Here is a 23,714-nt window from a genome sequence, read left to right on the forward strand (position 1 = left end):
GAGAGTGGTTGGCTTCAGTTTCCCCTGCGCTGATTTCGGCGGGCCATTTGGCGCCGGCTTTGAGGGTGGCTGGATCTGGCGCGAAGTGGATTGCGGATAGGCATGCAAAAGCGCCCCGGTTGGAGCCGGGGCGTTTGAGGTTGGGGAGTTTGGTTGCGGGGGCAGGATTTAATCTTTACTTGCGCTCGGCCTGTCCCCTCCACTCCATCCTACTATATTTGAAAAGGGTAGAGACTGGAGAATTACTTCGTGCAGCAGCGTAGGATCGGCGAAACACAACTAGGTTGTGAATGGGCGGCGTTTGGAAGACATGCTGACTGTTGCACTCAATAAAATTCTCACGAAGATATCCTACGCTAGCGCGAGCGCGATTGAAATCCCTTACCGCGGCAATCTCATCCCGACCTTCGACGGGGACCCGCAAGGCAAGATCACCCTCCCCCATGCCTCGACCCAATGGCGCAGCCGTTCCGGCCGTCGTGTCAAATGCCGCACCACGGGCCAAACAGCCAAAGTAATCAGGGCCAACGGGACCAGTGGAATCCGCCGCGGCTGGAAGGGTGGTGCAAAACGCACATTGAGGATGCCGCCTTGCGGCAGGGGAACCACCTTGTCGCAGTTGGCGCTGCAGCGGCGTGATGCGCAATGTTCCTGCCTGCGGCGTCGCGCAAGGTCAACTCACGCCCTACCCCGTGGTCTCAAAGTTATGAGGTAGGCTGAGCTATAGGCTGATTTTGCTTCGTACACTCACGCAGGAGTTCGATAAAGCGTTGGGTTTTGGCCGGCAGCAAGCGTGTCTCGGTAACCGCATAGACGGGAACCGGCGTAGCTTGCCACTCTGGTAGAACGCGGCGTAGCTGTCCGCTGGCCAAGTCCTCGGCGACGATTTCTTCCACCAGCATGACGATGCCCAGATCCAGCGCAGCGAGGCGACGCATCATTCCGATGCTGTTGAGCTGGAACCGACCCCCGACCGTGACGTCGACTGTCTCTGTTGCGTTATGCAGCGTCCAGATATTAGCGGACGGCCGCATGCGCAGGCATTCGTGGCCAGACAGATCGGCTGGCCTGCTGGGTTCGCCGTAAAGTTCCAAATAACGGGGCGATGCGTAAAGATAGCGCTGAAGAACGGCGATCTGGCGGGCGATGAGATTAGAATCCGGCTGCTCTCCTATGCGGATTGCCACATCGATGGGCTCGGTCACCAGATCTACACGGCGCGGCGTCAGGTCGAACTCGAAGCTTATGCCTGGATAGCGCCGGGAGAATTCGGCGATTTGGGGAGCGAGGAACGTCACCGCCAAATCCACCGGCAGGGAGACACGCAGCAAACCGCTCGGCTGAGCCAGCATTTCACCGAGATGCTCGTGGGCAAGCCTCGCTTCGTCAACGATCCGCTTGCATCGCTCGAAATAAATCTGGCCGGCTTCCGTCAGTTCGATCCGGCGCGTCGTGCGATGCAGCAGACGCAGACCGATCGCCTTCTCAAGCATGCCGATCCGGCGGGACAGGGTGGAGTTGGGCATTCCCATCGTTTCGGCCGCCCTGCGAAAACTGCGCGCCTTCACGACCTCGACGAAGAGAGCCATGTCATTCAGAAATGCCACATACATTGCTCCGTCAGCGGGTTAATTTGTGGACAGATGTCATTTTTATACCAGTTCCCACCTGATGAACAGCGCAACACCCCCCACGCCTGAGATGCAAGCGCGATTTAGCCATGCCGCTGCCCTCGCGATGCCGTTGCTGACCATCCTGTCCAAGCCATCGGACAGGATGGTTTCTGCTTTGTCACGATCAGCAAGCGTGTAAGGGATTCCCGAACACCGTACTGACGTGTTCGGATCTGGAGCCTCAGCCTTTTGCAGCGAAGAAGCTGGCAGCGAGATTGCCGTAGAAGGGCAGATGCTCGCCCATGATCTGTGCGAGATCCTGACCGGTAGCGTTACGCCAGTCGCCTTGCAGCTCGGCACCGACAGCGACCCAGGTGATCGGTTTGATGCCGGCCTGCACCATACGCGCCACTGCGACCTCCTGAACAAGCTTGTTCCAGGTGCCAGAAGCGTCGATCACCGCATAGACGTCATAGCCGGCCTTGATCGCCGACAGCGCGACAAAGGCGACGCAGACCTCGGTGGATACACCGGCCACAATCAGTTTCTTGCGGCCAGTCTTTTCGACGGCGGCGACGAACTCGGCATTGTCCCAGGCATTGATCTCGCCGGGACGAGAGATGACCGGAGCGTCAGGAAGCGTTTGGGTGATCACCGGCAGAACAGGGCCGTTCGGTCCATCGCTGGCGCTTGTCGTAATGATGGCGGGGAGCTTGAAAGCCTTGGCGAACTTCACCAGTCCGGCAACGGCAGTCAGGTATTCAGGGAGGCTCTGGTCCTGAACACCGTTCGACAGGCCGGTCTGATGGTCGACAAAAAGGACAGCGGCATTTTCCGGTGTAAGGCGGTCGTAGCTCATAATGATTTCTCCTTTGGTGATCCGGCGCCCTGGCCGGGTTTCGTTCGCTTGAATGCGAAGAGTAAGATGGAGAGGCTTTCAACAGGCGGCAGTCGCAAACTCCAAGATCGCGGCCCGAACGATCAGAAAGAGCCACCAACATAAGGGCCTAGATTTTAGCTCAGATTCTGACTTGTCCCCCGTCCGTCGCAATGGTCTGGCCCGTGACGAAACCGGAGTCCTTCGAGCAGAGGAAGGAGACGACACCCACCAGATCCTCGGGCTCGATTACGCGGGGAATGGCCTGCTGCTTGGGGAGGTATTCGAAGATATCCTCGTTTACACCCCGCATCGTTGCTGTGTTCGTCAGGCCGGGTGCGATAACGTTGGCCGTGACACCGTCGGCGCCGATCTCGCTGGCCAGCGCGCGGGTGAAGCCGATGACGCCGCCCTTGCTGGCGATATAGGCCGTCATCTGCGGCGCGTTCAGCCAGAAGGTCGTGCTGGCGACATTGACGATGCGGCCGTATTTGCGCGCCCTCATGCCCGGCAGGAAGGCCTTGCTCATCAGGAAGGGGCCGTCGAGATTGACGCCCAGCACCTTCTTCCATGTGGCGAAATCCGTGTCCTCGAACGATTTCCAGGGGTAGATTCCGGCATTGTTGACCAGCGCCGTCACCGGCGGCAGCGCCGCCTCGACGGCAGCGGCGAACTGAAGCGTCGAGTCCGGCGAGGTCACGTCGACGACGGCCGAGTAGAACTTCCTCCCCTCGGCTTCCACGATGGCGCGGGTGGCATTGGCTTCGGCGACATCGGCAACGGCGATGTCGAATCCGTCGGCGGCAAGCCGTTTTGCATAGAACTGGCCGATGCCGTTTGCGGCCCCTGTAATGACGGCGGTTCCTTGGGTCATTGTACGTCTCCTTCGAAAATCGGGTTGAGAGGAAGACGTGTCGAGGGCTGGATGGCAGGCGGGCCAAGCCTCGCGATCGGCACGTGTAGTTTTGTCGGTTCAGCGGGAAAGGACATTCCCGCTGAACATGCCGCCCTTGAAGACCGGCGCGGCGGTGTCGGTGGTGAACAGCACGAGATCGGTGTCGACCTCAGCCTCGATCACCTGGGCCTTGTCGTCCAGCACCAGGCTTTCGCCCTCGACCAGAGTGGTTGTCCCGACCGATGCGCGGCCCGCGAAGACATACAGCAGCCGTGTCGCGCCGGAGACCGGCGCGTCGGGCAACGCCAATGAGCCGCCGGCGGACAGATGGCTGTCGTGTACCCAGGCGGCGGCTCGCAGTTCCAGCGGCGCCTCGCCCTTTGGACCAGCGATCAACCGCCACTCATCAAGGCTGACCTCCTCGGGGAAGTCATGGAACTGCACCATTGGTTCCAGATCCGGATCACGTGGGCGGATGAAGATCTGGAGGCATTCGATGTCCTCGGTTCCCGTCATCTTTTCTTCGTGCTGGAACGTGTGTCCAGCATTCATCAGCATCAGCCGGGTCTTCGTCAGCGCTTCCTCGTTACCGACCGTGTCGCGGTGCAGCATGGTGCCGGCCCGCATATAGGTCAAAATCTCATCATCGCGGTGCGGATGCATCGCGATGAATCCTCCCGGCCCGATCCGCGCGTGATCGATCCGACCGATCGCACCGATGCCGCTGTCGCCCTGACCAAGCGTCACACCGGGAAAGAGGATCTCGATCCCGAATGCCCCTGCCCGGTGCCCACGCTTCATGCTGCGATCGAGTTTGACGGGTAAGATTTCCTTGACGAGGGTCATTTCGCACCCGCCATTTCGGATAACGTCGGGTAATCGATATAGCCCGCGCCGTCGGGGCTGCCGCCGTAGAAGCTGCCGCGGTCGGGCACGTTCATCGCAGCACCGATCTTGAGCCGCTCGACGAAATCGGGCGTCGACAGGACAAACTGGCCGTAGGCTTCCAGATCGGCGAGCCCAGACTTCACGTCCGAACCGACGTTTTCGAGCGCACGATCAGGGCGATTGAGAATCAGCGCCTGATCCCACAACCTGCGGATATCCGCGAGCAGCGCCTCGTTTCCGAAGTGCATGATGTGGACAAAGGCCAATCCCAGCTTATTCAGTTCGCGCACGAGATAGCGGTAGAGGTCCGGCCCTTCCGCACCCTCGTCGAGGCCACCGAGCGTCGCGCCGGGCGAAAGGCGGATGCCGGTGCGCTCCGCGCCGATCTCTTCCGCCACGGCCCGGGCCACCTCTATGGCGAAACGGGCACGATTCTCAATGCCGCCGCCATAGGCATCGGTGCGAAGGTTGGCATTGGGAGCGAAGAACTGCTGGATCAGATAGCCGCTGGCCCCATGGTGTTGAGTTGCACTGAGAAGTGACCCGGGATTTTCATTGAGAAGTGACCCGGGAGGGCGTGGATGATGTACTGCCTGCGACGAGCAGGGTCAAGCGGGTGATTTGTCCTTTCTGGATTTTGGGGCGGCGGAACTGGCTCTGAAGCGGAAGCTGTCATTGCCGGTTTCAAGGATATGGCAATGATGCGTGAGGCGATCCAGCAGGGCGGTGGTCATTTTGGCATCGCCAAAGATACTGGACCACTCGCTGAAGCTCAGGTTGGTGGTGATAACAACGCTGGTCCGCTCATAGAGTTTGCTGAGCAGATGGAACAGCATGGCCCCGCCTGAAGGGCTGAAGGGTAGATATCCCAGCTCATCAAGGATGACGAGGTCGAGGCGCAACAGACGCTCGGCCAACTGGCCCGCTCTGTTTGCGGCCTTTTCCTGCTCCAACGCATTGACCAGATCGACGGTGGAGAAGAAGCGGATCTTTTTGCGGTGATGCTCAACCGCCTGGACGCCCAAAGCCGTCGCGATGTGGCTTTTGCCGGTGCCTGGTCCGCCGATCAGTACGACGTTGTCGGCGCTATCCATAAAGTCACCACGGTGAAGTTGACGCACGAGCGCCTCGTTGACCTCACTGACGGCAAAGTCGAAGCCTGCCAGATCCTTGTAGGCCGGGAACCGGGCTGCCTTGATCTGGTAAGCAATGGACCTGACCTCCCGCTCGGACATCTCCGCCTTGAGAAGCTGTGAGAGGATCGGAACGGCAGCATCAAAGGCTGGCGCGCCCTGCTCGATCAGATCACCAGCGGCTTGCGCCATGCCATACATTTTGAGGCCACGTAGCATGACAACCACAGCGGCGCTGGCCGGATCATGACGCATGGCGTAACGCCCTCAGCGTGTCGTAGCGTTCGACATCGGCAACAGGCTCCTGGGCGAGGCGCAGGGCCTGCGGGGCATCGATTGGGGATGCCGGTGGAGCCTTGCCATCGATCAGGCGGTGCAGAACATTGAGGATGTGGGTTTTGGTCGGCACCCCAGCTTCGAGGGCCAGTTCGACGGCGCTGAGCACAGCCTGTTCGTTATGCTGTAGAACAAGGGCGAGGATTTCGACCATCTCCCTGTCACCACCGAGCCGCTTGAGCAGATGCCCCTGCAGTTGCCGGAAGGCTTCGGGCATTTCGAGGAATGGCGCCCCATTGCGCAAAGCGCCAGGCTTGCGCTGAACAACTGCCAGATAGTGCCGCCAGTCATAGATCGTCTGCCCCGGCTTCTGGTGAGAACGGTCGATAATCCGGTTGTGCTCGCACAAGATTTGCCCCTCGGCCGCGATGACCAACCGATCAGGATAGACCCGCAGGCTCACTGGCCGGTTCGCAAAGGATGCAGGAACGCTATAGCGATTGCGCTCGAACGCGATCAGGCAGGTCGGCGACACGCGCTTGGTATGTTCGACAAAGCCATCGAAGGCCCGCCCCATCGGCATCAGGCTGATAATCTCAACGGCGTGCACATCGGCAACTGTGCCGGGGAGGACGCCATGCTGGATTTCTCCCCATTGTGCGATGCACCGCTCTTCCAACCAGGCATTGAGGGCATCAAGATCTGGGAAGTTGGGCATTGGCTGCCATAACCGTCGACGCGCATCCTGAACGTTTTTCTCGACCTGACCTTTCTCCCAGCCTGAGGCCGGATTGCAAAAATCCGTTTCGAACAGGTAGTGGCTGGCCATGGCAGCGAACCGCGCATTGACCTGTCGGACTTTGCCCTGGCCGATCCGGTCTACAGCCGTCTTCATATTGTCGAATATTCCACGCTGAGGCACGCCGCCCAGCACCCGGAAGGCCTGCGTCAGTGCGTCGAACAACATCTCGTGCGTTTGCAGCAGATAGGCTCGCGTGATGAACGCCCGACTGTGGGAGAGCTTGGTATGGGCCACCTGCAGCTTGGTAGGCCGGCCATTCAGAAGGGCGTAATCTTCACTCCAATCGAACTGAAAGGCCTCACCGGGCTGGAAGATCAGCGGTACGAATGTGCCGCGCCCACTGGTTTGCTTTTCATATTGGCGTTCGGTCTTCCACGAGCGGGCGAAGGCGGCAACACGGCTGTATGATCCCTCGTAGCCCAGCTTAACCAGATCTGCATGTAGCTGCTTGGCTGTTCGCTTCTGTTTGCGCGACTTGCCAGATTCCACCCGCAGCCACGTCGTCAGTTTTTCTGCAAACTGATCAAGCTTGCTCGGCCGTTTGGGAACCTTGAACGTCGGCTCCACCGCGTCATCGCGCAGATATTTGCGGATCGTGTTGCGCGATAATCCAGTCCGCCGCCGGATCTCGCGAATGGGGATGCCTTGCCGAAAATGCCAGCGGCGGATCACACTGAGTAGGTCCATGTCGATCACTCCGATGCCTCCTGACTGTCAGCCAGGGGCGAGGAAAACATGGGTCAATTCTCAGTGAAAACTTATAACCCTCCCGGGTCACTTCTCAGTGCAACTCAACAACGTGACTTCCAATCATAGCGCCCGCCCACAGTAACAAGGCCAGAATCTATCGATATGTCGTAATAGGCACCAGCACTGACGGCATATTTAGGTGCGGTAGGAAGCCTGTTATCTTCAAGATCTATTCCTTGCACTGGGATACCGTTGATGATCTTAGTGTCTGGCAAGAAAGTAGGGCGCGAGTCATCGCGTGAGAAAAAATCGTCAAACCTAGCATCCAACCAAGAAGCATTCAGATCGACACGAAAAGCTTGGACCGGGCGAATTTTCAGCTCCGCTTCAAAACCATTTATCGTCGCACGGGCCGCATTTGTGACTAGAACGACGGCGCCCACGGCCTGATTTACCTGTAAATTCTTATACTTCATGTGGAAGCCCGCCAGATTCGCCTGCAGGGCGCCCCCGAGATAGTTCCCCTTGAGGCCTATCTCCATATTTGTATTGGTCTCGGGGTTGAACGCAATCGCATTAGCAGCGGCAGAATACCCTCCGCCCTTATAACCCGTGCCGTATTTTGCGTAACCAGTGACGTTCGCATTCACCTTCAGCGAAGCACCTAACTCATATGTCGTACGGCTCCAGCTTTCGCGACCTGCGGCCGGAGACACGCCAAAATTGCTATAATTCTCGATTGCTTTCCGATCGCGAGAATAGCGCAGGCCCGCGAAAACGCGAAACGCATCAGAGATCTTGTATTGCGCCTGTCCGAAGGCGGCATAGGACGTAGACTTGAGCGAGGATGCACCAGCATCATAAACGACCGGACCCAGGACATCGAGAGGCGGCGGCAGGGTGCTGATCGGTATTGAGAAGGCCTGCGACGAGCGCTCATGGAAATAGTTCGCGCCGAGAATCAGGCCCAACGGCCGTGCTGGATCCGATGCGTAAATGAGCTCTCCAAACGTTTGCTTGGCGTTATTCAGCGCGTAGGTCGACGTGTGGTCGACAGCGGTACCGTCTCCATCCGTCAGGGTCTCAATGCGCGTCTCTCCATATGAGGCAGTCGCCTTGATCTGCCCCTGCCCTATGTCGAGCGTCGATATGAGCGTGGCAAATTTTGCCTCATTATTCTTGTAACCGTAATTGTTATAAACCTGACGCTTATCGAGATTGCCCAACGGCGTGTTCGCAACGACCGGAGGCAACACGCCGCTTGGTGTGCCCGTCAGCCATATAGAGGGACCGGCCCCCTTATCCTTCATATATTCGAGCGACAGCCTCGTGACGAACGCTCCCGTTCCAGCTTCGAGCTGGGCGCGAATGGAAGCGCTGTCCGCATCGTCCAGCCTGGACGGCACCGCACTGGAGCCCGAGGACGCAACGAGATTCTTGGTATAACCCTTGTTATAATTTTGGCTGAGCGACAGGCGTCCGCGCAGCCCCTCGACGACGGAGCCGCTGACATAGGCCGAACTGCGCACCATCGCGGGATCGAGGCCGAACGATGCTTCGACGCCATAATGAAGATCTTCCGTCGGACGTTTGGGGATGATGTTGATCGCGCCGCCGGTCGCGTTGCGACCGAACAGAGTTCCTTGGGGACCGCGCAAAATTTCCACACGTTCGACATCGTTCATTGTTGCCAGCGCCAACACCGATTGGCCGAGATAGACACCATCGGAGTGGACAGCCACGCCGGCATCCGAACCCGCCGCGAATTGGCTGTTGCCAACACCTCGGATCGCGATGTTGGCGTTGTTGAACGAGGTGCTGATCTGGATGTTCGGAGTGGAAGAAGCTAGATCTGCCAGGTTGGCGATTTGATTTTCCCTCAGCGCATCTCCGCCGATAGCCGTGACAGCGATCGGCGTGTTTTTAACACTGTCACTGCGGCGCGAGGCTGTCACGACGATTTCGGCGCTGTCTCCATCTGCATCAGAAATTGAAGATGCCGTTTCAGCATTACCCGATAGGGCCTGAGCAACTGACGGGCTTGCGAGACCCGGCAATATGATCGAAGCACTTATCAATAAATAGCTGCGCATGTCGGTCTTCCCCCGCTTAATTTCGCCTGTGTTGGATCGACAGGTCGTTCGGCCGAGGCAGGGCGGACCGCCCCCACCGTATCGGTCGGCAGTGCGCGTGATGAACCTATTCTCGAACTTCCATCGATCGATACAGGTATTATCCGGCCAGCACCTTTATGGCTTGTGCGCGAGCGACGTTTCAGTTGTGCTGAAGGGAACGTTAGCTTGAGCTGGGTCAAGGCGCGTCGTCTCTTGCCAGACTGCGGATCCTGACTCCTCCGCCATGGGCCGGAAGGGATCAGGCATGGACAAAAATCGGGTTGAAGCTAAGGCCTACACCGCATCAGGATATGTACGCGATCACGCTTACCTTGATCACCAACATTGTGATCGAGGCTGAACGCAACTGTCACGTCGGAAGCGCGCTGATCAAGAGGGGTAAGGTGCAGCCGTCGGAGATCCCTCGCCCTGCCACTGAGCTTCTGCACATCCATATGAAGCGCGACACGGTCGCCTGCTCCATCAATGATGGCGGCACGCAACGGCGCTGTTACGAAGCCCTGATTGATGATCTCGACGCTGAAGTCTCTCGCATCGCCGCATTTCGGTTGGAGCGGTAAGGGCTGGTGTAGGGCCGCGCTTACGCGCGCCTCCGGATTGATGGTCACGACGATATGAGCATCCTGCCCGAGCGCTTCGGACTTGTCATTGTGATGCTGGTGATGGTCCTGCGCGCCGGCAACCGAGGCCATGAGCAGGAGCGGCCAGGCGATCCACTTCACGTTAAGTCGCTTTCGGCGATGATCCGATCATAAGTCTGGCGCGCATGATCATATGCCGCGGCCGCGTCGGCCAGTTCCGTATCGCGGATCAAACTGTGCTTCTCATTCCAGAGCGCATCCACGCAGGTGCGTAGCCATTCGGCGCTACGCCGCGAAGCACGGATCGGTTTGTTTCCGATGGTGACGAATACGGGATAGGTATGGCCGGACCCAAGCACCCGCATTGCGATCCAGGAACTGCGGTCGATCTTCTCCTTGAAGGAGATCTGCTGGAGCGAGCCATCGGCAAGCATTTCCTGGCGTTTCACCGCCACGCCATTGACGATAAGCTCGACCGCTACCTTACGGCTGTTGCCGATCCGCGCATGTTCGATGTGCCACGGCTCTTCCGAGGCGTTCTGCACCGTCTCAGGCGATGGAGTCAGTTCGAGCATCGCGGCTATCGTGGCGCTCACCCTGACGTTACTAGCGCGGACAAATGCGAGGGGCTGCTTGCCACTCTCCCGCCCGTTCACCGTGAAATGTAGAAAATGCGTTCTGCCGTCACCCCAGTAGAGGTGGCCATTCTCAAGACCGTCCACCCAGGCGCTGTAACCCGCATCGTCCACTGGCCTTTGTGGCAACTTCACGTAGGTGCGTCCGATCCCCGGCCGAGAGTCGACCGAAGGCACGATACACGGATAATCCGTCTCGCCTGCCATCATCAGCGTGTAACCGCAGTTGAGCAGATGATACCACGCATTGAGCTCAGCAGCAGGGGGACCATTGCAACCTGCCAAGAAATCGACCGCGCCGTGGGTCACGCCAACAATCGCTTCGTTCGTGCCGACGCTGTTGAAAGTTGGAATTTCGTAATTTGGTAGAGCGTTGGTGCCGACTATCATACCAAATGAACAATGGGTGTATCCTACCAGTGCTCCTTGGGCTTTCGCCCATTTCGCCACCGGGAGATTCCAAGATGGCCAGTCCTCCACCGCGTGCGTACCAGGGTAGCTAAGCTCCTTAAGTCTCATCAGGATCAAATGCCCGGAAAGACTTGACGGAAAACCCGAGATCTCGAGATCGTAGCGGAGCATGCTCTCTCGATCTTTCGGCGTGGGCATGGGCTTCCAGTCTGCGTTGTTAGCAGCCTGCAGTTGAGGATGTTCGAGCCGCGCCTCGGGACTGATCGCAGCACCGGAAAAGAACTGCTTCTGGTAGGAATAACCTCCAGCCCAGGTTAAGACCTCGCCAACGGAGAGAGCTTCGCCTCTTATGTGACGGATCATCGTTTCAGGTGCTACCCCTTCGGTAGGCAACATATAATGAGCACAACCTGCGGCGTGGAGATGCGTGTCGCCAGAGTACCAGCCCCATTTCGCCGGATCGATCCATCGTTTGAGCCGCACCGCTATTCGTGCGTCGCTCGCCGAAACGCGAACGGTGGCGCGCTGCACCAGATACTCAGGCCCCCTACGGACCATTATATGATACTCGCCGTCTGGCAGGCGGACGGTCTCGCCATCGGCTCGATATATGTGGGGTTGAAACGCAAGGTCGGGTGCTAGGCGCATCACCTGGGGCGGATAGATATGCTTATTGGCGTCATGGATCATCAGCGATGCCATGCAGCCGACACCATCATCATCGAGGATCTGCAGCTGAATATCGCGAGATGGTTGAGAGACAAAATCGGTTACGAGCGGGTTAGCTACCGATGCGCGACTTACGGCCCCCCAGGTAGGATTGTCCTGCAAAATTCCTGCCCCAAAGCCCAACCTGCCCGTCTTTCTTCCCCGGTCCCTGCTGTAAATCGTGGCGATCTTGTACTCCACGACATTGCCGCTCAGCACTGGCGAAGCTTCGATTTGCGACATCAGCCACATTCGTTCGATGAGGGCTTCCTTTCGAACGGTATCGGCAAGATAGGCCTTCTGCTCAGCGGCGAACTTCGAGGCCTGTGGGAACATCCGCGCAGGCATCGCACTGCCGCTGTAAATTTCGAATGCCTGCGTTAGCGATGATGGGTTAGAGACCCTCACCAAGAACGCGGTCCATCCCTGCTCGACCAAATGGCGCTTCGCTCCGCCTAACGCAGCGGCGCCCATGCCGCCTTTGTCGAGCGTGACCCTAGCGAGTGTATAGCGCTCGAGAAGCGCCTCGGCGGCAATAACTGCCTCAGCATCTTCCCTCGAGAACAGACTCGCCAGCCTGGCCATATCCGCATCGGCAATCGGCTGCCCCATTGCGGCCAGTTGCTCGACCGCGCGTTTCACGCTCGCGAAGTACGGCTGCGGCTCAATTGCGTCAGTCGAGGCGAAGACAGGCCAATGGCTGGCGCCCAGCAGCAATGTTGCGCCTGCCAGAAGTTGGCGACGATCTGGTTTGAATGGTTGGTCCAACGTTTCGCCTTCCTGTTGAGTTGCACTGAGAAGTGACCCGGGATTTTCATTGAGAAGTGACCCGGGTGGGCGTGGATGATGTACTGCCTGCGACGAGCAGGGTCAAGCGGGTGATTTGTCCTTTCTGGATTTTGGGGCGGCGGAACTGGCTCTGAAGCGGAAGCTGTCATTGCCGGTTTCAAGGATATGGCAATGATGCGTGAGGCGATCCAGCAGGGCGGTGGTCATTTTGGCATCGCCAAAGATACTGGACCACTCGCTGAAGCTCAGGTTGGTGGTGATAACAACGCTGGTCCGCTCATAGAGTTTGCTGAGCAGATGGAACAGCATGGCCCCGCCTGAAGGGCTGAAGGGTAGATATCCCAGCTCATCAAGGATGACGAGGTCGAGGCGCAACAGACGCTCGGCCAACTGGCCCGCTCTGTTTGCGGCCTTTTCCTGCTCCAACGCATTGACCAGATCGACGGTGGAGAAGAAGCGGATCTTTTTGCGGTGATGCTCAACCGCCTGGACGCCCAAAGCCGTCGCGATGTGGCTTTTGCCGGTGCCTGGTCCGCCGATCAGTACGACGTTGTCGGCGCTATCCATAAAGTCACCACGGTGAAGTTGACGCACGAGCGCCTCGTTGACCTCACTGACGGCAAAGTCGAAGCCTGCCAGATCCTTGTAGGCCGGGAACCGGGCTGCCTTGATCTGGTAAGCAATGGACCTGACCTCCCGCTCGGACATCTCCGCCTTGAGAAGCTGTGAGAGGATCGGAACGGCAGCATCAAAGGCTGGCGCGCCCTGCTCGATCAGATCACCAGCGGCTTGCGCCATGCCATACATTTTGAGGCCACGTAGCATGACAACCACAGCGGCGCTGGCCGGATCATGACGCATGGCGTAACGCCCTCAGCGTGTCGTAGCGTTCGACATCGGCAACAGGCTCCTGGGCGAGGCGCAGGGCCTGCGGGGCATCGATTGGGGATGCCGGTGGAGCCTTGCCATCGATCAGGCGGTGCAGAACATTGAGGATGTGGGTTTTGGTCGGCACCCCAGCTTCGAGGGCCAGTTCGACGGCGCTGAGCACAGCCTGTTCGTTATGCTGTAGAACAAGGGCGAGGATTTCGACCATCTCCCTGTCACCACCGAGCCGCTTGAGCAGATGCCCCTGCAGTTGCCGGAAGGCTTCGGGCATTTCGAGGAATGGCGCCCCATTGCGCAAAGCGCCAGGCTTGCGCTGAACAACTGCCAGATAGTGCCGCCAGTCATAGATCGTCTGCCCCGGCTTCTGGTGAGAACGGTCGATAATCCGGTTGTGCTCGCACAAGATTTGCCCCTCGGCCGCGATGACCAACCGATCAGGATAGACCCGCAGGCTCACTGGCCGGTTCGCAAAGGATGCAGGAACGCTATAGCGATTGCGCTCGAACGCGATCAGGCAGGTCGGCGACACGCGCTTGGTATGTTCGACAAAGCCATCGAAGGCCCGCCCCATCGGCATCAGGCTGATAATCTCAACGGCGTGCACATCGGCAACTGTGCCGGGGAGGACGCCATGCTGGATTTCTCCCCATTGTGCGATGCACCGCTCTTCCAACCAGGCATTGAGGGCATCAAGATCTGGGAAGTTGGGCATTGGCTGCCATAACCGTCGACGCGCATCCTGAACGTTTTTCTCGACCTGACCTTTCTCCCAGCCTGAGGCCGGATTGCAAAAATCCGTTTCGAACAGGTAGTGGCTGGCCATGGCAGCGAACCGCGCATTGACCTGTCGGACTTTGCCCTGGCCGATCCGGTCTACAGCCGTCTTCATATTGTCGAATATTCCACGCTGAGGCACGCCGCCCAGCACCCGGAAGGCCTGCGTCAGTGCGTCGAACAACATCTCGTGCGTTTGCAGCAGATAGGCTCGCGTGATGAACGCCCGACTGTGGGAGAGCTTGGTATGGGCCACCTGCAGCTTGGTAGGCCGGCCATTCAGAAGGGCGTAATCTTCACTCCAATCGAACTGAAAGGCCTCACCGGGCTGGAAGATCAGCGGTACGAATGTGCCGCGCCCACTGGTTTGCTTTTCATATTGGCGTTCGGTCTTCCACGAGCGGGCGAAGGCGGCAACACGGCTGTATGATCCCTCGTAGCCCAGCTTAACCAGATCTGCATGTAGCTGCTTGGCTGTTCGCTTCTGTTTGCGCGACTTGCCAGATTCCACCCGCAGCCACGTCGTCAGTTTTTCTGCAAACTGATCAAGCTTGCTCGGCCGTTTGGGAACCTTGAACGTCGGCTCCACCGCGTCATCGCGCAGATATTTGCGGATCGTGTTGCGCGATAATCCAGTCCGCCGCCGGATCTCGCGAATGGGGATGCCTTGCCGAAAATGCCAGCGGCGGATCACACTGAGTAGGTCCATGTCGATCACTCCGATGCCTCCTGACTGTCAGCCAGGGGCGAGGAAAACATGGGTCAATTCTCAGTGAAAACTTATAACCCTCCCGGGTCACTTCTCAGTGCAACTCAACAGCCCGTGCTCCATTCTTCATCTTGGGATCGGAAAGCCGCCGTCCGCTTGTTCGCGGTGCGTGCCGGCCCCTGTCCCACGATCAGCAGTAGCTTGGATCAGGAATTAAATCAATCATACGATTTAGTTTGTGCTTGATGAATGAGCCAGACCGGTGGGCTGGCCGGTATCCGGTTTTAGCGCTGCCAGCATTTCGTTCAGCTCGGCGCATCAAGCCGCGCGATGGCGGGCAGCGCTGCGATACCTGAAGCCTCCGCGCTGCCTGCCCATCGGTCACGCCCGATCCTGCTTGGGCTGTGACTGGTTCGCGTCGGCCGCTGACAGGTCTGGAGCGGTTGACGGATCAGTTCGGTTTCGGATTGTGAACTGAATGCTCGTCGCAGAATCTGAGAAGTGCTGCAACCTGTTGCGAACCGGCTTCGATGCCGGTCGGATCGACGCCGACAAGAGTCACGACGACCTGGGCCTCTCCTTGCCAGTCGAGGATCGGAGCGGCAGCGGCGACCAATCCGGGAATGAAACCTCCGTTCACCGAGGCAAATCCCTGTTCGCGGATGGCAGCCCGCAGCATTTCCAGCCCCTCTGCCGTCGAAGGGGTGTCGGGTAGCAGGGAGGGGTTCCGCGCGGCGCGGCGCAACTCGGTCTCGCGGGCCTTATGTATCGCGCCCCTGGGCGCATAGGTGAGAAAGATGCGCCCCGTGGCCGAAGTCAGAAGCGGCAATGTGGTGCCAAGTCCGATAGAAGTCACCGTTGGCGACAGGCCGCGCTGCCAGCGGACTACCGTTGCGCCTTCATTGGCCCAGACCGCCAGTAGCACGGTCATGCCGGTCTGAAGCGCAAGCTCGGGCAGGCCGTCCGCTGAATCGTTTACGAAATCGTGCCGGGCAATGGCGGCCAACCCCAACTGCATGGCCTCCGGTCCAAGGTCATACCGCCCCGAGCGTCCCTGCTGCCTGACCAGCCCCGCAATGACGAAAGAGGCGAGGTAGCGATGTGCCTTGCTTGGCGGCATGTCGCAGCCACGGGCGATATCGGAGAGTGTCATCGGGCCTTGCTGCCTCGCCATGAAGGCGAGGACGCCAAGCGCGATATCCAGCGATTTCAACCCGTGACCAAAGTCCTCCGTCATTTCGTCTTCTCCAGCTTGTCGCGCAGTGCACTGATGTCTCCCGCGACAATACCGCCATTCTCCCGAATGAAAAGGCAACGGACCTCCCGGGCCTCGAAGGCCAGACGCGTGCCGACGCGGCCTTCGTAGACGAGGGTGACGCTCCGGCGTGACCATTCCGCGATGGAGACGCTGACGTCCAGCACGTCGCCGTCTCGAATTGCGCTGCGGAAGTGGGCCTGCGCATCGACGAGGCCAAGACCGGCGCTGCCAAGTTCTTTGCAAATCCCGTGGTGCCCGCCGAGCGGCCGCAGAAGTTTGTGAAAGGCGGCGTCCAACCAGCGAAAAACGTTTGGATAGAAGACGATACCAGCCGGATCGCAGTCTCCGAAGGTGACGTCGGTGGTCAGAACAACCGTCATGATGATTTCCTTTATATAAAACTCATTGCACAATATAGAAAAATAGCTTAGAGAACGAAGAACGTCTAGCGAATTTGGGGGGAGCCATGTCGGCACTGGGCAAGATCGAAATCCTCGGTGGTGGGCCGGGGGGGCTTTACACGGCCATTCTCATCCGCAGGCTGTTGCCGCACGTGAAGGTGCGGGTAACGGAGCAGAACCCGGAAGGTGCAACCTTCGGTTTCGGCGTGGTTTTTTCCGATCGCGCGCTCGATTTCCTGAAGGCCGACGACCCGGATACTCATGACCTCATCCTGCCGCATATGGAGCGTTGGCAGGACATGACACTCAACCTTCCCGACGGCCGGGTGACGCTGGACGGTGTGGGCTTTACCGCCATAGGGCGCCTTGAGCTGATCGAAATCCTGAAGGATCGCGTGCGCGACCTCGGAGTTGAGATCCGCTTCGACACGGTGGTGGAATCGCTCGATGCATTCGATGCGGATCTGGTGATCGGGGCAGACGGGCTGAACTCGCTGACCCGCCGCTCGCTGGAGGCTCAGTTCAGGCCGACCATCGAATATTTCGACAATCATTTCGCCTGGTTCGGCGCATCAATTCCCTTCGATACGCTGACCCAGACCTTCATCAGGACCGAAAAGGGGCCGTTGAGCGCGCACCATTACCGCTTCGCGCCGGATCGCTCGACGTTCATCGTCGAATGCGAGGATGCAACCTTCAAAGCCTTTGGCTTCGACAGGATGGACGAAGGGCAGAGCGCGAAGCTGTGCAGCGATCTGTTCAGCGAGACTCTCGGGGGCACGCAACTGATCACCAACAAATCCATGTGGCGCCAGTTCCCTCGGCTGTGGTGCGAAAGCTGGATCGCCGGGCGAAATGTCCTGCTTGGCGATGCGGTGCACACCGCGCATTTTTCTATCGGATCGGGCACACGTCTGGCGATGGAAGATGCCATCGCGCTTGTTCATGCGCTCAAGGATTTCGGCGACGTGGACGAGGCGCTTGCCCATTATCAGGCCACCCGTCCGCCGATTGCCCGCAAGATCGTGGACGCCGCCAATACCTCGGCAAGCTGGTATGAGAATTTCGGCGAAAAGATGCGCCTCGCACCGATGGATTTCGCGCATGACTACCTGATGCGCTCGGGGCGGATGACCGAAGAGCGTCTGCAAAAAATCGCGCCGAAATTCGCAGCGGATTACGCCAGATACAGCGCCGTAGCCGGCTGATCGCCTGACGGGGCGCTCAGGCGCCTGGCGTTCTCGGAACAATAAACCGGACGGGGAAGCGCGTATCGCACCCGTGCCGGATTCCACCGCAATATCTGGGAGGATATATGACCGACATGACCACCGCATACGCGATCCTCGATCCCGTGGCCGATACGACGCCGGGGTCCAGGGAAATTGGTTACGTCAAAGCCGATCACGGAAACTGCTCGGAACTGCTCTGGCAAAACCTGACACGGAATCCCGACAAGCTGGCGGTGATCGGCCCACTCGGGAACCTGACCTATGCGGAGTTGATCGCCGAAGCCGCACGGTGGGGCAATGCCTTCATCGCCGCCGGCCTGACGCGGGGGGAAAGGATCGCATTTTTCCTCGATGACACCCCTGTCTTTCCGGCGGCCTTCTATGGCGCGGTTCGGGCGGGCTTCGTGCCGGTGCTGCTGAACATCCAGACGAAACCCGATGTGGTCAGCTATTTTCTCAAGGACAGCGGCGCGCGGTTCGCGATCGTCGATGCCGCGCTTGCCACGATCTTCTCCGGCGAAATGCTCGACGGCACCTGTCTCGAAACCACGATTGTCGCCAATGGCTGTGCCGCCGGTGCAGGGCAGATCGATGCCAGTGTATTTTTGTCCGGCCATGCCGATGAGATGGACGCGGCCGCCACTGGCCCGGACGACATGGCTTTCTGGATGTATTCCTCGGGATCGACCGGGCGCCCAAAGGGCATCGTCCACCTGCATCACGATATGGCCTATGTGCAACAAAGTTTTGGGGCACATGTACTGAAGCTTGACGGGGATGACATCTGCTATTCCGTGCCCAAGGCCTACTTTGCCTACGGGTTCGGAAACTCACTGATTTTCCCCGTTTCCGTTGGCGCGACGGCGCTGTGGATGCCGGGGCAACCGCGCCCAGAGGTGGTGCTTGGCGCGATCGAGAAGTATCGCCCGACCGTTCTTTTCGGCCTGCCGACACTTTATACCGCGCTCGCGCGGGCCGACGCGGTCACGCATCACGATCTGTCGTCGCTGCGCAAGTCGATGTCGGCGGCTGAGATCCTCTCGGAAGATATCTACAAGACCTGGAAATCGCTTGTCGGACATGGGCCGACCGAGGGGCTGGGCTCAACCGAGCTGCTGCATATCTACTTGTCGAACGCGCTTGACGATCATCGTATCGGTGCCGCCGGTGCACCGGTGCCCGGCTATGAAGTGCGGCTTGAAACCCCCGAGGGCAAGCCCGCAAGGCCCGGGGAAGAAGGCGTGATGTTCGTCCGTGGTCACTCCTCGACGCCGACCTACTGGAACCGACCCGACAAGACTGCCGAAACCGTGCGCGGAGACTGGATCTATACCGGCGACCGCTTCATCGAGCGAGATGGATACTACTATTTCCAGGGGCGCGCGGACGACCTGATCAAAGTTTCCGGGCAATGGATCTGGCCGATGGAGGTGGAGCGTTGCCTGAACGAACACCCTGACGTTCATGAATGCGCGGTTCTGGCGATTCAGCTTGAGGACAAACGCATGGCGTTGCGGGCTGTCGTCCGTCTTGCCGCAGGCGTCGAGGCCCGGGATGAGCAAACGCTCAAACTGCGGGATTACGTCAAGTCGCAACTCGCGCCGTTCAAATCGCCGCGCCTGTTCGACTACGTGGACGACCTGCCGAAAACCGGCACGGGAAAGATCGACAGGCAGGCCCTCGTGGCGGACCACGCAAAGCATGGCACGTCCGCCGCGCCCCAGACTGAAATGAAGGATTAACTCTCACCCCCGGTTCGAGGGGATGGGACATAATGAAAGAAAGTGCCGCCCATGTCTTACGTTTTTCCCCCAGCCGCACAGGCAAGCGTTGCCGTCGATGGTACGGATGATCGCTTCCCGGTCCGACGCATTTTCTGTGTTGGTCGCAACTATGCCGCCCATGCCCGCGAGATGGGTAAAGATCCCGAGCGCGATCCGCCCTTCTTCTTCACCAAGCCGGCCGACGCCGTGGTGGAGAGCGGCGAAACCGTCGCCTATCCGCCAGAGACCGGGAATTTTCACTACGAGGCGGAACTCGTCGTTGCTATCGGCAAAGGTGGCAGGAACATCGCGGAAAAGGACAGCCTTTCCCATGTCTGGGGTTACGCCGTCGGCAATGACCTGACCCGCCGCGACCTCCAGCTCAAGGCCCGCGAACAGGGCCGTCCGTGGGACTGGGGCAAGGCGTTCGACAGCTCTGCCGTCATCGGGTCCGTGTTTCCGGTCGAAAAGGTCGGGCATCCGTGCAAGGGGTCGATCCGGCTGACCGTCAACGGAGAGATCCGGCAGGACGCCGATCTGGCGGAGCTGATCTGGTCCGTGCCGGAGATCATCTCGATCCTGTCGCATTCCATGACCCTCGCCCCGGGCGATCTGATCATGACTGGCACCCCTGCCGGTGTTGGCCCTCTGGTGCCGGGCGATATCTGCGTCGTCGAGATCGAGGGGCTCGGCACGATCGAGACCCCAATCGGACCGCGTGAGGCATAAGCCATGACGCTGAGGCTGCACAACTTCTTCCGCTCCTCCACGTCAACGCGCCTGCGAGCCGCGCTGAACCTCAAGGGACTGGACTATGACTATGTTCCCTATGTCCTTCGCAACGGGGAAACGCGGACGCCCAATTATCTGGCGAAGAACCCGCAGGGACTGGTCCCTACCCTTGAAAAAGGGGACGGCACCTTCCTGACGCAATCCCTCGCCATCATGGAATGGCTGGAGGAAACCTACCCTCACCCCCCGCTTTTGCCTTCCGAACCGGATGCCCGCGCCAGGGTGCGCGCGCTTTCCTACATGATCGCGCTGGAAATCCACCCGCTGAACAATCTGCGTGTGCTTGCCCGTCTGCACGATCAGTTCGGCGCCGACGACGACGCCCAAAAAGCGTGGTTCACCCATTGGGTTACGCTTACCTTCGACGCGCTGGAAGAGGAACTTTCGCGCGCGAAGGAGACTGGCACCTGCTGCCACGGCGACACGCCCACCATGGCCGATTGCTGTCTCTATGCGCAGGTCTGGAACAACCGTCGTTTCGACATTCCGCTAGCCGGCTGGCCCACGATTTCCCGAATCTTCGGAAACCTCGACGGGCTTCCTGCCTTCACGCGGGCCGCCCCGCCCAATCAGCCGGACGCGGCCTGACCCGCGCCCCCATTCCGTCAAGGAGGTCCCTATGCAGAACGAACAACTCGATCACGAGAGCGTCACACAGGCGATGCAGCCGAAGGACACACCGGAACTGCGCGCGCTTTACAAGAGCTTTGAGGAAGAAAGTATCATTCCCCTCTGGACCCAGCTCGGGGATCTGATGCCGATCCACCCGAAGTCCAAGGCCGTGCCCCACGTGTGGAAATGGTCCACTCTTCTGCGGCTGGCCCGGAAATCCGGTGAACTCGTCCCGGTGGGCCGTGGAGGCGAGCGCCGAGCACTTGGCCTTGCGAACCCCGGCCTTGGCGGCAATGCCTATATCTCCCCGACGATGTGGGCGGCAATCCAGTATCTCGGTCCGCGTGAGACCGCGCCCGAACACCGCCATTCCCAGAACGCCTTCCGTTTCGTCGTGGAGGGCGAAGGCGTCTGGACCGTGGTGAACGGCGATCCGGTGCGCATGTCTCGTGGCGATCTTCTGCTGACGCCCGGCTGGTGCTTCCATGGCCACCACAACGACACCGATCAGCCGATGGCCTGGATCGACGGTCTCGACATTCCCTTTTCTCAACAGATGGATGTCGGCTTCTTCGAGTTCGGCTCCGACCGCGTGACCGACTACGCGACGCCGAACTTCTCTCGTGGCGAGCGTCTCTGGTGCCACCCCGGCCTGCGCCCGCTGTCGGGTCTGCAAAACACCGTGGCCTCGCCCATTGGAGCCTATCGCTGGGAATTCACCGACCGCGCCCTGACCGAGCAACTGCTTCTGGAGGATGAAGGCCAGCCCGCCACCGTCGCCCCGGGCCATGCTGCAATCCGATACGTCAACCCGACCACTGGGGGCGACGTAATGCCAACACTTCGTTGCGAATTTCATCGGCTACGTGCGGGCACCGAAACGGCGACGCGCAACGAGGTCGGCTCCACCGTGTTTCAAGTCTTCGAGGGGGCGGGCGCGGTCGTGATGAACGGCGAGACGACGAAGCTTGAGAAAGGCGACATGTTCGTAGTGCCGAGCTGGGTGCCGTGGTCGCTTCAGGCCGAGACGCAGTTCGATCTGTTCCGCTTCTCGGATGCCCCGATCATGGAGGCCCTGTCCTTCATGCGCACCAAGATCGAGGGGCAGAAGTGATGTCTCTTGCCGAGACGGATCTGGCCGCCCGTGAGGCCCTGAAGGCCCGCCAGGGCAAAGGGGCGCGTTACGACGCCCCCAATGCCCCGGCAGAAGATCTTCTGCTTGCGCGTCGCGGCACAGCCCATTTTGCGCGCAAGTTGATGGAATTGCCGGATGCGGAGCTGTATGCCCCCTCGGCCGTCGAGGGCCTGACCCGCGCCCATGTCGTCGCTCGGATCGGCTATGACGCCCGTCATCAGGCACTTGCGCTCGAAGCATTCGGCAAGGGCGAAATCTACACCCTGCCCGTGCTGGAAGAGCAACAACTGCCGTCGCTCGACCTTGCCGCAACTTTGCCGGCACGAGCTTTGCGGCACCTGTTCCAGCATTCGGAGGTGCATCTGAACGTCTGCTGGCGTGATCTGACGGAAGAGCAGTGGGACATGGAGGTGGTGTTGGTGGACGGCACGACAGTCCCGACCCGCGCACTCCCCGGTATCCGCGCCGCAGCCGTCTGGCAAGGAGCGCTGGATCTGGGCAATGGCATGCGCGACGCGGAATTGCCCGCCGTCGCTCTGCTCGCAGCAGTCCGATCACGGCCCATCGGCAAGATCGGCGGGTCCTGATCCCGGCGTTTTGCCCTCGACACTCCGGCAATGCCGGAAAAATGCGCATCCGACCCGAGGCAGGAATTGCCAAAGGGTGTCGCCCCAGGCTTCGGCTCTCGGCGCAAAAACAGATGCGGAACGGCAGGGACGGTTAGAGGAGACCGTTTCTATTTAACCAAGGGAGGAGAAAGAATGAAAGCCGAACTTATTGCGCTTCTCGCAGGCGCAACCCTGACACTTGCCGCCGCCCCGGCACGTGCTATCGACGTGGCACCGGGCGACTATGTAATTGCACCGTCGGGTACGAATATCGCTCTGCTTTATCTACAGCATCAGAGCGCCGACAGCTTCGAGCTGAACGGCAGCGACATTCCCGGCTCCGAACTCGGAGCCAACGTCATGGTGTTGCACGGGCTGCATTATTCCGAGGCTTTCGGAATGCCCGCGCTCTATCACGCTATTCTGCCTGTCGTGGGATTCGACACCGCGAGAATCGGCGGGGCGGACCAGGGCACATCCGAAGGTGTCGGAGACCTCACTCTGGGCTTTACAGTGTGGCCGGTGCAACCTGACAATCCCGATACCGGGACCACCTTGGGCGTGAGCATGTTCGTGACTGCACCGACAGGCAACTACGACGTGACCGAAATCGGCGCGGGGTCCGGCGCCTGGACGCTGACACCACAGATCGGCCTGGTTCAGGGGCTGGGAAACGGCTTCTTCCTCGACGGGGTCGTGGATGCTGCATTTTCCTTCGACCATGACGAGAATGGCGTGACGGTCTCACGTGAGACCGCCTATCAGGCGCAGATCGCGCTGCGCAAACAATTCTCGCCGACGACCTCGGTTTCGCTGGGCCTGTCCTCGCAAACGGGAGGCAAGGTCGAGATCGGTGGTGTCGATACTGGGTTGCGCACCCGGCGCGATCAGGTTCGGCTTTATGCGAACACATTCTTGACGCCGACAGTGCAACTGCAAGGAATGCTGGCCAAAGATATCGAGGTCGACGGCGGTTTCAAGAGCAGCTCGGTGATCGAACTTCGGCTTCTGAAGCTGTTTTGAGCAAAGCCGGATAGAGCCGCCTTTACTGTGCGGCTCTTCAACTTGCGCGATGCGGACCAGGGAGGCATGCTGAATCCGCTCGCGCT

General features: G+C 59.6%; 20 protein-coding genes and 1 pseudogene. 7 read left to right on the top strand and 14 right to left on the bottom strand.

What is annotated here, in order from left to right:
- Positions 1–704 precede the first annotated feature (704 nt).
- From QU595_RS24220 to cehI, 14 genes and pseudogenes are all read right to left on the bottom strand, one after another.
- Positions 705–1,607 carry a LysR family transcriptional regulator gene (locus tag QU595_RS24220; protein ID WP_210205684.1) on the bottom strand — a complete coding sequence of 301 codons (903 nt, stop codon included), beginning with the start codon at positions 1,605–1,607 and terminating at the stop codon, positions 705–707.
- A 247-nt stretch (positions 1,608–1,854) separates the two neighbouring features.
- Positions 1,855–2,472, bottom strand: coding sequence for an isochorismatase family protein (locus QU595_RS24225; protein ID WP_216331786.1), 618 nt, complete (start codon positions 2,470–2,472; stop codon positions 1,855–1,857).
- Positions 2,473–2,632: 160 nt separating this feature from the next.
- A complete protein-coding gene (locus QU595_RS24230; protein ID WP_216331785.1) occupies positions 2,633–3,364 on the bottom strand; it encodes an SDR family NAD(P)-dependent oxidoreductase in 732 nt (243 codons plus the stop codon).
- A gap of 99 nt (positions 3,365–3,463) precedes the next feature.
- Positions 3,464–4,231, bottom strand: a complete 768-nt coding sequence (locus QU595_RS24235; RefSeq protein ID WP_253204095.1) for a pirin family protein — start codon at positions 4,229–4,231, stop codon at positions 3,464–3,466.
- Positions 4,228–4,791, bottom strand: a pseudogene (locus QU595_RS24240) (alkene reductase); the annotation flags it as partial. The gene QU595_RS24235 and the pseudogene QU595_RS24240, both read right to left, overlap by 4 nt.
- A 90-nt stretch (positions 4,792–4,881) precedes the next feature.
- The gene (istB, locus tag QU595_RS24245; protein ID WP_006955904.1) at positions 4,882–5,661 is read right to left on the bottom strand and encodes an IS21-like element ISRsp3 family helper ATPase IstB; all 780 of its coding nucleotides are present in this window, start codon (positions 5,659–5,661) and stop codon (positions 4,882–4,884) included.
- On the bottom strand, positions 5,651–7,171 hold the full coding sequence (istA, locus tag QU595_RS24250) for an IS21-like element ISRsp3 family transposase (RefSeq protein ID WP_032490240.1): 1,521 nt from the start codon (positions 7,169–7,171) through the stop codon (positions 5,651–5,653). The genes istB (QU595_RS24245) and istA (QU595_RS24250) overlap by 11 nt, the downstream gene beginning before the upstream one ends.
- Positions 7,172–7,275: 104 nt before the next feature.
- Positions 7,276–9,267: a TonB-dependent receptor gene (locus tag QU595_RS24255; RefSeq protein WP_032490242.1), complete on the bottom strand. Its 1,992-nt coding sequence runs from the start codon at positions 9,265–9,267 to the stop codon at positions 7,276–7,278.
- A 308-nt stretch (positions 9,268–9,575) separates the two neighbouring features.
- Positions 9,576–10,031 (bottom strand): hypothetical protein, encoded by a 456-nt coding sequence (locus QU595_RS24260; RefSeq protein ID WP_054944279.1) that lies wholly within the window; start codon positions 10,029–10,031, stop codon positions 9,576–9,578.
- Positions 10,028–12,412 (bottom strand): carbaryl hydrolase CehA, encoded by a 2,385-nt coding sequence (gene cehA, locus QU595_RS24265; protein ID WP_032490241.1) that lies wholly within the window; start codon positions 12,410–12,412, stop codon positions 10,028–10,030. The genes QU595_RS24260 and cehA overlap by 4 nt, the downstream gene beginning before the upstream one ends.
- Before the next feature lie 102 nt (positions 12,413–12,514).
- Positions 12,515–13,294: an IS21-like element ISRsp3 family helper ATPase IstB gene (istB, locus tag QU595_RS24270; protein WP_006955904.1), complete on the bottom strand. Its 780-nt coding sequence runs from the start codon at positions 13,292–13,294 to the stop codon at positions 12,515–12,517.
- A complete protein-coding gene (gene istA / locus QU595_RS24275) occupies positions 13,284–14,804 on the bottom strand; it encodes an IS21-like element ISRsp3 family transposase (protein ID WP_032490240.1) in 1,521 nt (506 codons plus the stop codon). Before istA (QU595_RS24275) ends, istB (QU595_RS24270) begins: the two co-directional genes overlap by 11 nt.
- Positions 14,805–15,255: 451 nt before the next feature.
- The gene (locus QU595_RS24280) at positions 15,256–16,041 is read right to left on the bottom strand and encodes an IclR family transcriptional regulator (RefSeq protein ID WP_216331784.1); all 786 of its coding nucleotides are present in this window, start codon (positions 16,039–16,041) and stop codon (positions 15,256–15,258) included.
- The gene (gene cehI, locus QU595_RS24285) at positions 16,038–16,442 is read right to left on the bottom strand and encodes a gentisyl-CoA thioesterase (protein ID WP_216331783.1); all 405 of its coding nucleotides are present in this window, start codon (positions 16,440–16,442) and stop codon (positions 16,038–16,040) included. The genes QU595_RS24280 and cehI overlap by 4 nt, the downstream gene beginning before the upstream one ends.
- A gap of 86 nt (positions 16,443–16,528) precedes the next feature.
- On the opposite strand from cehI, the gene cehH reads away from it, so the two are divergent.
- The 7 genes from cehH (at position 16,529) to QU595_RS24320 (ending at position 23,628) form a co-directional block, all read left to right on the top strand.
- The gene (gene cehH, locus QU595_RS24290; protein WP_109614505.1) at positions 16,529–17,671 is read left to right on the top strand and encodes a salicylyl-CoA hydroxylase; all 1,143 of its coding nucleotides are present in this window, start codon (positions 16,529–16,531) and stop codon (positions 17,669–17,671) included.
- Positions 17,672–17,787: 116 nt separating this feature from the next.
- The gene (gene cehG / locus QU595_RS24295) at positions 17,788–19,437 is read left to right on the top strand and encodes a salicylyl--CoA ligase (protein ID WP_216331782.1); all 1,650 of its coding nucleotides are present in this window, start codon (positions 17,788–17,790) and stop codon (positions 19,435–19,437) included.
- Positions 19,438–19,488: 51 nt separating this feature from the next.
- Complete coding sequence (locus tag QU595_RS24300) at positions 19,489–20,187, top strand: fumarylacetoacetate hydrolase family protein (RefSeq protein WP_109614504.1); 699 nt, start codon at positions 19,489–19,491, stop codon at positions 20,185–20,187.
- A gap of 3 nt (positions 20,188–20,190) precedes the next feature.
- Positions 20,191–20,838: a maleylacetoacetate isomerase gene (gene maiA / locus QU595_RS24305; protein WP_216331781.1), complete on the top strand. Its 648-nt coding sequence runs from the start codon at positions 20,191–20,193 to the stop codon at positions 20,836–20,838.
- Between the two features lie 31 nt (positions 20,839–20,869).
- Positions 20,870–21,976 carry a cupin domain-containing protein gene (locus tag QU595_RS24310; RefSeq protein WP_253204094.1) on the top strand — a complete coding sequence of 369 codons (1,107 nt, stop codon included), beginning with the start codon at positions 20,870–20,872 and terminating at the stop codon, positions 21,974–21,976.
- On the top strand, positions 21,976–22,584 hold the full coding sequence (locus tag QU595_RS24315; RefSeq protein ID WP_216331780.1) for a maleylpyruvate isomerase N-terminal domain-containing protein: 609 nt from the start codon (positions 21,976–21,978) through the stop codon (positions 22,582–22,584). The genes QU595_RS24310 and QU595_RS24315 overlap by 1 nt, the downstream gene beginning before the upstream one ends.
- Before the next feature lie 174 nt (positions 22,585–22,758).
- On the top strand, positions 22,759–23,628 hold the full coding sequence (locus QU595_RS24320; RefSeq protein WP_315926823.1) for a transporter: 870 nt from the start codon (positions 22,759–22,761) through the stop codon (positions 23,626–23,628).
- Positions 23,629–23,714 lie beyond the last annotated feature (86 nt).

It is taken from the genome of Mesorhizobium sp. SP-1A, assembly GCF_032460275.1.
Classification (GTDB): Bacteria; Pseudomonadota; Alphaproteobacteria; order Rhizobiales; family Rhizobiaceae; genus Mesorhizobium.